Source organism: Ralstonia sp. OTU4908 (assembly GCF_038440115.1).
Classification (GTDB): Bacteria; Pseudomonadota; Gammaproteobacteria; order Burkholderiales; family Burkholderiaceae; genus Ralstonia; species Ralstonia pickettii.
In genome coordinates this window covers 361357-374558 of record NZ_JASATD010000001.1, presented here as the reverse complement: position 1 = coordinate 374558, position 13202 = coordinate 361357, and the positions used below count along the sequence as shown (strand labels likewise).

Here is a 13202-nt window from a genome sequence, read left to right as displayed (position 1 = left end):
GACTCATAATTTACTTATGACACGACCGACGGGCTACCCCGTCCACCGCAAACGCCCGAGATAAGCGGGATTGACCGCGTTTCTTGCTGGAATGAGCTGGACAGAGGTGGGGAAGAATGCCATCCGAGAACCCGACTCTGTGCGTTGCGTTGTTTTACGGTGACTTGCACGACGTGAGCCGGGAAAGCCCACCCCCCCTTCGTCCCCGAGTGATCCCCATGGCTGAAGCTGCTGCTGCCACTACCGCCCCCGCCCCCGCAAAGGGCGGCTCCACCAAGCTGCTGCTGATCATCCTGATCGTGCTCCTGCTCGTCGGCATGGGCGGCGGCGCCGCCTGGTTCTTCCTCGGAGGCGGCAATCACGCCGCGTCCGGCCCCGCCGCTCCGTCCAAGCCCAAAGAGCCGGTGTTCGTGCCGATGGAAACCTTGACCGTCAATCTGCAGCCCGAAGAGGGCAACGACCGTTACCTGCAGATCGGCATCACGTTCAAGAGCTTCGACAAACATGCCGAGGAGCAGATCAAGACCTACACGCCCGAACTGCGCAGCAAGGTCCTGATGCTGCTGGCCAGCAAGACGCCCACCGAGCTGTATCCGGCAGATGGCAAGGTCAAGCTGGCCAAGGAAATCGTTGAACTGTGCGAACACGTCTTCAAGGCTGTCGGCAAGGAATCGCCGGTTGCAGATGTCTTGTTCACCAACTTTGTGATCCAGTGACATGCTCAAGGAAGAGTTTCTTTCCCAGGAGGAAATCGACGCGCTCCTGAAGGGCGTGTCCGATGACGCGGACGACGACCCCGTCGAAGCCGCCGACCCCTCGGGCATACGCTCGTACAACCTGGGCTCGCAGGAGCGCATCGTCCGCGGGCGCATGCCCACGCTCGAAATCATCAACGAGCGGTTCGCGCGCAACTGGCGCATCGGGCTGTTCAACTTCATGCGGCGCAACGCGGAGATCTCCGTCGGGCCGGTGAAGGTGCAGAAGTACAGCGAGTTCATCCGCAACCTGGTGGTGCCGACTTCGCTCAACCTCGTGCACGTCAAGCCGCTGCGCGGCACGGCGCTGTTCGTGTTCGACCCCAATCTGATCTTCCTGGTGGTCGACAACCTGTTCGGTGGCGATGGCCGCTTCCACATGCGCGTGGAAGGCCGCGACTTTACCGACGTCGAGCAGCGCATCATCCAGCGCATGCTGCACCTCGTCTTCGAGCACTACGCCAAGGCGTGGCAGCCGGTCTACCCGATCGATTTCGAATTCCTGCGCATGGAAATGCACACCGAGTTCGCCAACGTGGCCACGCCCAATGAAGTGGTGGTCACCACCAGCTTCAGCATTGAGCTGGGCAGCAACGGCGGCGACGTGCACATCTGCATGCCCTACACAATGATCGAGCCGATCCGCGACCGGCTCACTTCCGCCATCCAGGGCGAAGCGCTGGAAGTGGACAAGCGTTGGCTGCGACTGCTGTCGCAACAGGTGCAGACCGCCGAGGTCGAGCTGATTGCCGACCTCGCCACGGCCAAGGTGCAGGTGTCGGACATCCTGAACATGAAGGTGGGCGACGTCATTCCGCTGGAGCTGGATGACTGCGTGACCGCCAAGGTAGACGGCGTGCCCGTCATGGAATGCAACTACGGCACGTTCAACGGCCAATACGCGCTGCGGGTCAACCGCATGCTGAATATGAGCGGCAGCGAGCCTGCCACGGAGTCTGACGATGACAACTGAACCGACCATGAACCCCGAAGCCAACGCCGACGACGTCGATGTCGAGATGACGATGGAAGAGGCCATGGCCCTGGAAGCCGCGCAGCGTGCGGCGGCCAACCCGCCGGCCGCCGCGCCCGCCGCCGAGTCCAGCCCGGTGTTCAAGCCCCTGACGGCCGATGGCCTGGGTGCTGCGCAGCGCAACGACATCGACATGATCCTGGACATCCCCGTGCAGCTGACGGTGGAACTGGGCCGCACCAAGGTGCCCATCAAGAACCTGCTGCAGCTTGCGCAGGGTTCGGTGGTGGAACTCGACGCACTGGCCGGTGAGCCGATGGATGTCCTTGTCAACGGTTACCTGATCGCCCAAGGTGAAGTGGTGGTCGTCAACGAGAAGTTCGGCATCCGCCTGACCGACATCATCACGCCGTCGGAACGCATCCGTAAGTTGAACCGTTAAGCCGCACAAATACGCCGTCACTCGGCACCCTGACAGCAACCAATGCTCCCCCCGGGCAAGGTGTTGAAATGAACCATGCAGTGGATTGGGCCCGCACCCTAGGCGGGCTGTTTGTAGTATTGGCGATGATCGTGGCGGCCGGCTGGCTGCTGCGCCGCCTGCAGCAGCGCGCGGGCATGGGCCCTGCGGGTTTGGGCCGGCGCCGCAGCCAGGTGATTACCGTGGTCGCGCAGCAGATGCTGGGCGCGCGCGAGAAGGTTGTCGTCGTCGATGTGGAAGGCACATGGCTCGTGCTGGGCGTCACGCAGCAGCACGTGCAGAAGCTCCACACGCTGCCGCGCCCGGCAGAAGCCGCTTCCACCCCGGACGACCCATCCGGCGACGGCACTTCCGGCTCCGGCAAGCCACCCCGCTTTGCCGATGCACTGTCCATCCAGCTCAAGCGTCACCTGACGGGGAAGTCGGAATGAACGTGCGTATCTTCCTCCGTTGCCTGATGGCGTTGGCGCTGCTGGGCGCTGCGCCCGCGGTGTTTGCACAGGCACAACCGGGTCTGCCGCTGCTCACGGGCACCGCCGGCGGCCAGAGCTATTCCCTGCCCGTGCAGACGCTGGTCTTCCTGACGTCGCTCGGGTTTCTGCCGGCCATCATTCTGATGATGAGCAGCTTCACGCGCATCATCATCGTGCTGTCGCTGCTGCGCCATGCGCTCGGTACGCAAACCACGCCGCCCAATCAGGTGCTGATCGGGCTGGCGCTGTTCCTCACGTTCTTTGTCATGTCGCCGGTGCTCGACAAGGTGTACACCGACGCCTACGTGCCGCTGCGCGACAGCAAGATCACCGTCGAGCAGGCCATGGACACCGCCGCCACGCCGCTGCGCCAGTTCATGCTCAAGCAGACGCGCGAGCCCGACCTCGCCCTGTTCGTCAAGATGGGCAACATGCCGGCCATCGCCTCGCCCGAGCAAACGCCCATGCGTGCGCTCATCCCGGCCTTCGTCACGAGCGAGCTGAAAAGCGCGTTCCAGATCGGGTTTGCCATCTTCATCCCGTTCCTGGTGATCGACATCGTGGTGGCGGCCGTGCTGATGTCGATGGGGATGATGATGGTCACGCCGTCGATCTTCTCGCTGCCGTTCAAGATCATGCTGTTCGTGCTGGTGGATGGCTGGCACCTGCTGCTGGGCTCGCTGGCCCAGAGCTTTGTGCAATGAGCGTCGATAGGAAACCGACATGACCCCCGAGTACGTTCTCGATATGGCCCGTCAGGCCATGCAGGTCGCCATGATGGTCGGCGCGCCGATGTTGCTGGTGTCGCTCGTGGTCGGGCTGCTCGTGGCGGTGTTCCAGGCGGCCACGCAGCTCAACGAGCAGACGCTGTCGTTCATCCCCAAGCTGCTGGCCGTGGCTGCCACGATGGTGCTGGCCGGCCCGTGGATCGTCGCGGTCATCGTCGACTACACGCGCGGGGTGCTGACCAACATTCCCAACTACGTGAATTGACGTCACCGAGCTGACGCAGCCGCCCAATCCACGATGATCCAATTCACCGCCACGCAGCTCAACGGCTGGATCGCCATGTACTGGTGGCCGCTGGTGCGCGTGCTGGCATTCATCGCCATTGCACCGCCGTTTGCCAATACCGAGATCCCGACGTCCATCAAGGTGGCGTTCGGCGTGGTCATCACGGTGGCGCTGGCGCCCATGCTGCCGGTGCCGGCAGGCGTGTCGGTGGGCTCCTATGAGGGGCTGTGGATTACGCTGGTGCAGGTGTTGATCGGGCTGGTACTCGGCTTTTGTGTGCAGCTCGTGTTCTCGGCCGTCAGCGGCGCGGGCGAGGTGATGTCGGTGCAGATGGGCCTGGGCTTCGCATCCCTGCTCGACCCAACACAAACCGAGAGCAGCATGCTGCTTGGCCGCTTCCTCAGCCTCACGGCCGTCACCGCGTTCATTGCCGGCGACGGCCATCTCGTGCTCCTGCACGCCCTGTTCGACAGCTTCACCGCCCTGCCCGTCTCGGCGGCGCCGCTGGGCAACCCGGGCTGGCAGACGCTGGCTGGCGGCGGCACGATCGTCTTTGCGCTCGCCCTGCGCATCGCCCTGCCCATCATCGCGATCATGATGATCGTCAACCTCGGCTTTGCCGTGCTTTCGCGCACGGCGCAGGCGCTCAACCCGTTTGCCGTGGGCATCGCCGCCACGCTGGTGGTGGGGCTGATGCTGGTCATGGTGATGATGACGTCGCTGGCGCCGGTGGTGGAGCGGTCTGTGATGGATGCGCTGGACTTGGGTGGGCGGGCGTTCAGCCAGTTCAGCACCCTGCCTCGATAAGCAGCGCGCGCCGCCGCAGCAACGCCTGCCGCGCGTGCGATGATCGCGGTATTCCGCCGACCGATCTTCAAGGGAGTCTCACCACATGAGCCGCCGCGTTCTTGTGACGGGTGCCAGCCGCGGCATTGGCCGCGCCATCGCCTACCAACTCGCCTCCGACGGGTTTGACGTGTCCGTGCATTGCCGCAGCGGCCGTGCCGAGGCCGACGCCATCGTCGTAGATATCCAAGCAAACAAGGGCAGCGCCCGCGTGCTGCAGTTCGACGTGCGCGACCGCGCCGCCTGCCGCACCCAGCTCGACGCCGACGTTGAGGCCCACGGCGCCTACTACGGCATCGTCCTGTGTGCAGGCGTCACGCGCGACGCCGCCTTCCCTGCCCTGACCGACGAAGACTGGGACATCGTCCTCGAGACCGGTCTCGATGGCTTCTACAACGTCGTCCACCCGCTCACCATGCCGATGGTGCGTGCGCGCAAGGGCGGACGCATCGTCACCATCGCCTCTGTTTCCGGGGTGATGGGCAATCGCGGGCAGGTCAACTACAGCGCCGCCAAGGCCGGGCTGATCGGTGCCACCAAGGCGCTGGCCGTCGAGCTTGCGTCGCGCAAGATCACCGTCAACTGTGTCGCACCCGGGCTGATCGAAACGGACATGCTCGCCCACATGGAACACGTCGACCAAGCCCTGCAGGCCGTCCCGATGCAGCGGGTCGGACAGCCTGCGGAAGTGGCTGCAGTGGTCGGTTTCCTGATGTCGGATGCGGCGTCGTACGTCACGCGGCAAGTGATCGGCGTGAATGGCGGGATGGTGTGATGCGCAGGGCCGCCCCACTGGGCGCCGCGCCCACGCTCAAGCATCACTTCACGCGCCAACTGGCGAGGCGCTCCGCGCTGCGCATGCATGTCGTCCTGATCGTGCTGTGGTCGCTGCGTGGGGTGTGGCGTGCAACAAGCTGCTGAGCTGCGCCCGTTCTCTACCGACGTCGCGCCAGCAGATCATCCACCACCGGCACCACCGCCAGCAGCATCAGAATCGACGCCAGCGGAATCGTGGCCGTATAGCCGAGGTGCCGGAAGCCCAACGCACCGACCATGCCGCCCACAAAGAACATCCCGAGCAGGGACGCCAGCAGCCGCAGCTTGGGCCGGTTGGCGACCACGGCCGGCAGAGTGTGATGCCCATGATTCCAGTACAGCGCCTTGCCGATTTCGATGCCGATGTCGGTGGCCAGACCGGTCACGTGCGTGGTGCGGATCTCCGCCTTCGAAATCTTGGTGATGATGGCGTTCTGCAGCCCCATCAGGAAGCACAGCAATGCCACGGTAGCCGGCACGAACACGACCCGGTATTGCCCGAGCGTTGTGCCCATCAGGCCGAAGAGCAGCAGCAGCGCGGCCTCCAGCATGAGCGGCAGCGCGAATTCACTCTGCGTGCTGCGGCGGCGCCCCCAGTTGACGAGCACCGCCGTACACGCCGCGCCGCACAGAAACGCCAGCAGCGAAGCAAAGCCCGCAAACACAAGGACAACGTCACCCAGCACGAGGTCGTCGGCGATCGCCGAGACGATGCCGGACATGTGCGAGGTGTATTGCTTGACGGCGAGGAATCCGCCTGCGTTGGCGGCGCCCGCCACGAAGGCCAGTGACTGACCGAGGCGCCGGTTGGCGTCTTCTGAGCGTTCCGGGCTGGTCAGGCGGCGAAGATACTGGATGGGCATGACCAGTCCTGACGGTAGGTGAGCCGACATGATACGCCGCGCTCCCCGACCGCCCGACCGCGCCGCATCAAGGATTGATGTACTGGAACAGCGACATGCCCTGCATGGCCGTGAAGGTCTTCTGCGCGGCCTGCAGCGACACTTGCTGCTGAGAGAACTGCGAGATGGCAGAAGTGTAGTCCACCGATTGCAGCTTCGAGATCTGTTCCTTCAACTGCTCGCCGTAGTTCGAGCCGCTGCTGTTGAGCGTGGTGAGCTGCGCCTGCTGCGTGCCCACCGTCACCTGCGCCTGCAGGGCCACTTGGTAAGCGTTGTCCAGATTGCCCTGCGCCGTCTGCACGGCCTTTTGCAGGTTGGCGACGTCGGTAGCCTGCGTGGCTGCGTTGATCGGGGTCGACAGCGCCGTGATCAGCTTCTCGTACGTCTTGAAGATGCTCTGATTAGCGTTCGGGTTGGACGCATCCGAGTTGGGGATGCGCACGAACACCGAATCGCCCGCCACCGAATTCGGCATCGAGATGTTCTGGGACACCTGCACCACGGGTGGCTGGCCGCTGCCGACGTATTGCACGGAACCGCCGGTGTTGGTGAACGGATCGGTCGTGCCGTTGGCGCCGCCAAACAGGGCTACGCCCGCGGCATCGCGCTGATTGGCCGTCGACAGCAGTTGCTGGTACTGCTGCTTGACCTGCGCCAGCACACCAACGCGCTGTGACTCCGTCATCAGCGAGGTGTTGGCGCCCACCAAGGTCTGCTTGCCCTGCTGCAGCGTGGTCACCAGGTTGGTCAGCGCCGAAGACACGCTGGTCAGGCGCGCGTCGGTGGTGTCACGGTTGGACTGGTATTGGTCGTTGGTGTCCTGCGTTTGCTGCAATTGCGCCATCTGACCAAACGCGCTGGGGTTGTCGCCCGCACTGGTGAGCGCGATGCCGCTCGCAATCTGCTGCTGCAGCGTGAGCAGGTTCGATTGCGTGTTCTGCATCGAAGCGGAAGACGCGGCAAAGAATTGGGCGCTACTGACTCGCATGATCGGTCCGGACGAAGGGCTTTAGGACGTTATCGGCAGGCGGGGCGTTTTCTTCAGCTGCCCGATCAGCCGCCGGCAATCGACAGCAGGCTGGCGAACAGCGAATTGGCCGTCTGCATTACCTTGGCGGAGGCCTGGTAGGCCTGCTGGTATTTCATCAGGTTCATCGCCTCCTCATCCAGGTTCACCCCCGACACCGACTGCTGCTGTTGCGTGGAGCTGGCCAGCAGCGCCTTCTGCGAGGTCAGGTTGGTGCTGGCGCGGTTGGCCTGCACACCCACCTGGGTGACGAGGTTGTTCCACGCCGAGCCGATCGAGGTCGTGCCGCCGTCCAGCAGATTGCTGTTGCGCAGCTTGGCCAGCGCGCTGGCGTTGCGGTTGTCGGTGCTGTTGGCGGTGTTGGCCGAAATGGCGAATGTGTCACCGTTGCCGGGCGAACCCGAAAGCTTCATCTGTACGCCGTTGAACGCGTACGTCGCGCCCTGCGTGTACGGTGCCGTGCCGCCCGCGTACGTGGTCGACGTGCCGCCCACCGTGACGGTGACGCTGCCCGGGAAGCCCGACAGCGAGCCGCCAACGGCCGAGCTGTACGTCAGGTTGATCGGCGAGGTGAGCGGCGATCCGGCATACGTGCTGTCCACGCCCAGCGACGACACCGAGGCGCTGCCCGTGTTGTTGCTGCCCTGGTTGAGCACCACCGGCGACGCTGCGGCCACGTTGTGGTAGTCGGTGGTGAGCGTCTGCATGGTGGCCGCCGCGTTGGCGGTCGGGCGCACCAGGAACGAGTCACCGCTGTTCATCGTGCCCGACAGGTTGAGCGTGACACCGTCGATCGTGGTCGGCCAGCTCGACACCGTTACGGAGGCGAAGCCGTCCGGATAGTGCGAAACGGTGTAGGCGCCGCCCTGGTACTTGACCTGGTAGTCGTAGCCCTGCCCCGCATTGGCGTTGGTGATGCTGGCGGTGAGCGAGCCGCTGCCGGTGTTGTTGGTGCTGGGCGCGACGCTCGGGTTGGCCACGGAGAAGAGGTCCGTGCCCATCTTGCCGTTGGCGTCCATGCCGAGTTTGTTCTGCGCGTTCACGTCGGCCGACACGGCCGTGGCCAGGCGGCCAAGGCTGTTCTGCGCCGGAATGAGCGTGTTGTTGCGGAAATCCATCAGGCCGCCCAGCGCCCCGCCGCCGAGCTGGCTGTCGTCGATGTTGACCGTGCCGCCCGGGCTCTTGTAGCCCACCGACAATTGCGTCGGGTCGTACTGCGACGGCACCGCCGTCAGCTGGTAGCTCTGGTTGCCCTGCACGAGCGCCTGGCCGTTGCCCACGTAGATGTTGAACTGGCCGTCGCCGGTCTGTACCACGCTGGCCTTGATCGACTGATTGAGCGTCTGGACAAGCTGGTCGCGCTGGTCGCGCAGATCGTTTGCCGGCTGACCGGTCGACGCTTCCGCCTTGGAAATCTGGTCGTTCAACGCGGCGATCTGCTGCGCGGTGCCATTGACCGCGCTGATCTGCGTCTGCACCTGCGTGTTGACCTGGCTGTTGAGCGAACTCAACTGGCCGGCAATCGAATTGAAGCGGCTTTGCAGGCCGGCTGCAGCGTTCAGGAAAACCTGGCGCGCGGTGGTGTCCGAAGGCTTGGAGGCCAGGCCATCGGCAGCGTTGAAGAAGCTGGTGAGCGACGAAGTCAGGCCGCTGTTGCTGTCCGACATGTACTTGCTCAGGCCCGACACCAGGCTGTTGAGCTGATCGGCTGCGCTGGTCGAGGCCTGACCGCTTTGCACCTGTGCCGTCAGGAACTGGTCGTAGATGCGCTTGACGGTCGTGACGTTGGCGCCCTGGCCGAGATAGCCCACGCCCGCGTAGAGCGGAATGTTTTCCGTCTGCACGGCTTCCTGGCGCGAATAGCCGGGCGTGCTGGCGTTGGCAATGTTGTTGCCGGTCACCTGCAGGTTGATATCGGCCACCCGCAGGCCGGACGCGCCAATATTCAGAAGGGAGCTGCTCATAGTTGTCTCGGTGCGGGCAGCACGAAGCCGCCGAAATAAGCTCTAGAAACAACATCGGCCGGACAAGAACAAACTTGAGCCGGCCGATGTTGCAAAATATGCTTACTAAGTCACTTAGGCGATCTGCTTGAGCACCGCCATGATCTTGTGGGCGTAGTTCGGATCGGTGGCGTAGCCTGCGCGCTGCAAGCCCTTGGCGAACGACGCCGCATCGTTGCCGTTGCCGGCTGCCACGACGTTGCTGTAGCGGGGGTTGTTGGCCAACAGATTGGCGTAGTCCTTGAACGCCTCGGCGTACGAGCTGTAGGCGCGGAACTTCTCCTGAACCTTGTGGGCGACGCCGCCGATGTATTCGGTGGTGGTCACCGTGGCAGTCTTGCCGGCCCACGAGCCACCGGCCTTGATGCCGAACAGGTTGTGCGTGTTCGTGCCGTCCTTTGCCTTGATCTCGCGGCGGCCCCAGCCGGACTCCAGCGCGGCATGGCCGATCATGAAGTTGGCCGGAATGCCGGTTTCCTGCGCAGCCTGCGATGCGTGGCCGATCAGCTTGTTGTAGAAGCTGGTCATGCGCTCGCCGCGCGGCTCCGATGCCACCGTCGACAGATCGACCTCGGGCGGCGCGCTTGGACTCTGCGCCTGCGCGTCCGCCTGCTTGCGCAACGCGGCCAGCGCACGCTGCACGCGTTCTTCCAGGCCCGGGCGCGGCACGGTGCTGATGCCCGAGCCGTCGTCTTCCGTGCCGGGCGCAACAGCTGCAGCCATGCTGTTGAGCGACGAACGGGCGATGGCCTTGGCGGCATCGCTAGTGGCACCGGCGGCCCCCGGCAGCGCGGTATTGGTCGCCGTCGTATTGGACAGCGCGGTATTCACCTTGCCACCCGCATCCGGGTTCACATGGTTGGCCTGACGCAGCATCTGCTTCAAGAGCTGATCTGCCACGCCCACGCCGCGCGAGGCCATGGTCTGCGACAGCTGCTGGTCGAGCATCGACGTGTACATCTTGCTTGAAGACGAATCGAGCGGCCCGTTCTGCGGCGATGCATCGCGCATCTGCTTGAGCATCATGTTCACGAAGATCGCGTCGAACTGCTTGGCGACGGTCTTGGCCGCGCCGTTCGGATCGGTACGCGCCGTCTGCTTGAGCGACTCGAACCCTCGGGAATCGAGCGCCAGGCGGCTGGTGAGGTCGGTTTGGTTCATCGTGGCCTCCGCAGCGTCAGATGATTTCCAGGTCGGCGCGCAGCGCGTTGGCCGCCTTCATCGCCTGCAGGATCGAGATCAGGTCTTGCGGGTTGGCGCCAATCGCGTTGATGGCCTTGACCACATCCGCCAGGTTGGTGCCGCCCTTGACGTTGATGAGGCTGCCGCCTTGCTGCTTGACCTCGATGTTCGAGCGCGCGCCCGCCACCGTCTGCCCTTGCGAGAAGGGCGCGGGCTGGCTCACCACCGGGTCCGTGCTGATGGTGACCGACAGGCTGCCGTGCGCCACCGCGCAGGGCTCGAGCTTGACGAGCTGGTTCATCACCACTGAGCCCGTGCGGGCGTTGACCACCACACGCGCGGCGGCCAGCGCCGGCGTAACGTCAATGTTCTGCAGCTTGGCCAGAAAGCCCACGCGGTCCGACGCCAGCGCAGGTGCGCGCACGTTGATCGTGCGGCCGTCGGCGGCTTGCGCCGTATCCGTGCCGAACTGCTTGTTGATGGCGGTGACGATGTTCTGCACGGTGCCGAAATCCGTCGTGCCCGTATCGAGCTGGATGCTGCCCGCCTCGCCCACCGTGGCCTGCACGGCGCGCTCCACCGTGGCGCCATTGGCGATGCGGCCCGCGCCGAGCTGGTTGATCTGCACCTTGCTGCCATTGGCCGATGCGCCCGCACCGCCAATCACCACGTTGCCCTGTGCCAATGCGTAGAGCTGGCCGTCCACGCCCTTGAGCGGCGTGAGCAGCAGCGTGCCGCCGCGCAGGCTCTTGGCGTTACCGATGGACGACACCGTCACGTCGATGGTCTGGCCGGGCCGCACGAAGGCGGGCAGCGTGGCCGTCACCACCACGGCAGCGGTGTTTTTGAGCTGGATGCTCGCGCCGGCCGGCACGTTGATGCCGAATTGCGTGAGCATGTTGTTGAAGCTCTGGACCGTGAACGGCGTCTGCGTGGTCTGGTCACCGCTGCCGTCCAGGCCGACGACAAGGCCGTAGCCGATCAGCGCGTTGTCGCGAACGCCGGCAACGGTGGTCAGATCCTTGATGCGGTCGGCGTGTGCCGTGCTCGGAACCACCGCCGAAATTGCGCTCAGTGCCACCAGGGCTGCGCCGATGATGCGATGCAAAGTCATGGCAGATTCCTCAGAACGGCGACACGGTCAGGAAGAACCGCGACAGCCAGCCCATCTGCTGCGACTCGGCCACATAGCCCGTGCCGCGATATTCCATGCGTGCGTCCGCCACCTGGGTGGACAGCACGGTGTTTTGATTGTTGACGGTCGTGGGGTTGACCACGCCCGAGAACTTGACCGACTCGGTGCCCTGGCCCACGGCGGTCTGCTTCTCGCCGCTGACCACCAGGTTGCCGTTGGAGAGCACCTCCACCACCGTCACCGTGATGGTGGCCGTGAAGTTGTTCTGCGCACCGTTGGCGCCCTTGCTGTCGAACTTGTTTGCGTCGCTGGCCGACACACCCAGCAGCGACAGCACGCCCGGGTTCATGCCAGCAAATGTCGGCACCGAAGCGGTCAAGCTGCCCGTGCGGTTGACGCTGCCCGAAGTCTGCTTGCTGGCCGCCGTGTTCTCGGTGATCACGATCGTGATCGTGTCGCCCACCATGTGCGCGCGGCGGTCTTCGAACATACCGCGAAACCCACCGCTGCCCGATGCCACTTCCTGGTAAATCGCCCCGTTCTGACGCGGCGCCATCACCGGCATCGGCGGGCGCGCGGTTGTCGGACCTTGCACGATCGGAGCAGGCGGCGGCAGCATGCCGCACGCCGTAGCGAGCAAGGCGGCCGTGCCGAGCACGACCAATCGAACGACTCGAACAGCTAGCACAGCGCGGCCGCTGTGCTTGCCATACTGGAGCGAGTGAACCGGGGGGGTATGCATCGCACTACATCCTCAAAAACTGCGCTGTCCAGCTCAAAGCTGTGACAGCTTCTCCAGCATCTGGTCCGACGTCTGGACCGATTTGCTGTTGATCTCGTACGCGCGCTGCGTCTGGATCATGTTGACCATTTCTTCCACCACGTTCACGTTGGACGTTTCAACGTAGTTCTGGTTGAGCGCGCCCACACCGTTCGAGCCCGGGTTGGCAAGGTTGGCGGTACCCGACGCTTCGGTTTCGGCGTACAGGTTTTCGCCCATGCTGCGCAGGCCGGCCGGGTTGATGAAGTTGGCCAGCTGGAACGTGCCCACCTGCGTGTTGTTGACCGTGCCCGGCGTGGTGACCGTCACAACGCCGTCCTTGCCGATCGTCAGGCTGGTGGCGTTCTGCGGCACCGTCACGGCCGGCTGGACCGGGTAGCCACTGGAGGTCACCAGCTGACCCTGTGCGTTGATCTGGAAGCTGCCGTCACGCGTATAGGCCAGCGTGCCGTCGGGCATCTGCACCTGGAAGAAGCCGTTGCCGTTGATGGCCACGTCGGTCGAGTTGCCGGTCTGCTGCAGGTTGCCCTGCGTGTGCAGGCGCTCGGTGGCGACGATGCGCGTACCCGTACCGATCTGCATGCCGGAAGGCAGCGTGGTCTGTTGCGACGACTGCGCACCCGGCTCGCGCACGTTCTGATACAGCAAGTCTTCGAACACGGCGCGCGAGCGCTTGAAGCCCGTCGTGTTGACGTTCGCCAGGTTGTTCGAGATGACATCCAGCTGCGATTGCTGGGCGTCCATCCCGGTTTTGGAAATCCACAGGGAGCGAATCATGTTCGAGTCCTTGGTTGATTCAATTCAATGCGCCGGC

At 64.3% G+C, this 13202-nt stretch carries 16 protein-coding genes; 9 read left to right on the top strand and 7 right to left on the bottom strand.

Translation table 11 applies throughout. From position 1 onward, the window contains the following. The first annotated feature begins 218 nt into the window (after positions 1–218). From fliL to AAHM38_RS01670, 9 genes are all read left to right on the top strand, one after another. Complete coding sequence (gene fliL, locus AAHM38_RS01710; RefSeq protein ID WP_116575091.1) at positions 219–716, top strand: flagellar basal body-associated protein FliL; 498 nt, start codon at positions 219–221, stop codon at positions 714–716. A gap of 1 nt (position 717) precedes the next feature. Continuing rightward, a complete protein-coding gene (gene fliM / locus AAHM38_RS01705; RefSeq protein ID WP_102065409.1) occupies positions 718–1728 on the top strand; it encodes a flagellar motor switch protein FliM in 1011 nt (336 codons plus the stop codon). Next, positions 1718–2170, top strand: a complete 453-nt coding sequence (gene fliN / locus AAHM38_RS01700; protein ID WP_065855871.1) for a flagellar motor switch protein FliN — start codon at positions 1718–1720, stop codon at positions 2168–2170. The genes fliM and fliN overlap by 11 nt, the downstream gene beginning before the upstream one ends. A 68-nt stretch (positions 2171–2238) precedes the next feature. Continuing rightward, the gene (gene fliO / locus AAHM38_RS01695; RefSeq protein ID WP_116575090.1) at positions 2239–2640 is read left to right on the top strand and encodes a flagellar biosynthetic protein FliO; all 402 of its coding nucleotides are present in this window, start codon (positions 2239–2241) and stop codon (positions 2638–2640) included. Further along, complete coding sequence (gene fliP, locus AAHM38_RS01690; protein WP_116575089.1) at positions 2637–3386, top strand: flagellar type III secretion system pore protein FliP; 750 nt, start codon at positions 2637–2639, stop codon at positions 3384–3386. Before fliO ends, fliP begins: the two co-directional genes overlap by 4 nt. 19 nt (positions 3387–3405) lie before the next feature. Beyond that, entirely contained in the window at positions 3406–3675 is a 270-nt protein-coding gene (gene fliQ / locus AAHM38_RS01685; RefSeq protein ID WP_004631435.1) for a flagellar biosynthesis protein FliQ, read from the top strand. A gap of 33 nt (positions 3676–3708) precedes the next feature. Then, positions 3709–4503: a flagellar biosynthetic protein FliR gene (gene fliR, locus AAHM38_RS01680; RefSeq protein WP_103518752.1), complete on the top strand. Its 795-nt coding sequence runs from the start codon at positions 3709–3711 to the stop codon at positions 4501–4503. 85 nt (positions 4504–4588) lie between these two features. Next, entirely contained in the window at positions 4589–5317 is a 729-nt protein-coding gene (locus AAHM38_RS01675; RefSeq protein WP_103518751.1) for a 3-ketoacyl-ACP reductase FabG2, read from the top strand. Next, positions 5317–5463 carry a hypothetical protein gene (locus tag AAHM38_RS01670; RefSeq protein WP_165835773.1) on the top strand — a complete coding sequence of 49 codons (147 nt, stop codon included), beginning with the start codon at positions 5317–5319 and terminating at the stop codon, positions 5461–5463. Before AAHM38_RS01675 ends, AAHM38_RS01670 begins: the two co-directional genes overlap by 1 nt. A 14-nt stretch (positions 5464–5477) precedes the next feature. Here AAHM38_RS01670 and AAHM38_RS01665 read toward each other — a convergent pair whose 3' ends face one another. The 7 genes from AAHM38_RS01665 to flgG form a co-directional block, all read right to left on the bottom strand. Further along, complete coding sequence (locus AAHM38_RS01665) at positions 5478–6221, bottom strand: YoaK family protein (protein WP_116575088.1); 744 nt, start codon at positions 6219–6221, stop codon at positions 5478–5480. A gap of 67 nt (positions 6222–6288) precedes the next feature. Next, positions 6289–7248 (bottom strand): flagellar hook-associated protein FlgL, encoded by a 960-nt coding sequence (flgL, locus tag AAHM38_RS01660; RefSeq protein ID WP_103518749.1) that lies wholly within the window; start codon positions 7246–7248, stop codon positions 6289–6291. 65 nt (positions 7249–7313) lie between these two features. Then, a complete protein-coding gene (gene flgK / locus AAHM38_RS01655) occupies positions 7314–9251 on the bottom strand; it encodes a flagellar hook-associated protein FlgK (RefSeq protein WP_116575087.1) in 1938 nt (645 codons plus the stop codon). 114 nt (positions 9252–9365) lie between these two features. Then, positions 9366–10451, bottom strand: a complete 1086-nt coding sequence (flgJ, locus tag AAHM38_RS01650; protein WP_116575086.1) for a flagellar assembly peptidoglycan hydrolase FlgJ — start codon at positions 10449–10451, stop codon at positions 9366–9368. 16 nt (positions 10452–10467) lie between these two features. After that, on the bottom strand, positions 10468–11586 hold the full coding sequence (locus tag AAHM38_RS01645; protein WP_116575085.1) for a flagellar basal body P-ring protein FlgI: 1119 nt from the start codon (positions 11584–11586) through the stop codon (positions 10468–10470). Between the two features lie 10 nt (positions 11587–11596). Further along, the gene (locus AAHM38_RS01640; protein WP_116575084.1) at positions 11597–12349 is read right to left on the bottom strand and encodes a flagellar basal body L-ring protein FlgH; all 753 of its coding nucleotides are present in this window, start codon (positions 12347–12349) and stop codon (positions 11597–11599) included. 33 nt (positions 12350–12382) lie between these two features. Then, entirely contained in the window at positions 12383–13165 is a 783-nt protein-coding gene (gene flgG, locus AAHM38_RS01635; protein WP_009240010.1) for a flagellar basal-body rod protein FlgG, read from the bottom strand. Between the last annotated feature and the right edge of the window lie 37 nt (positions 13166–13202).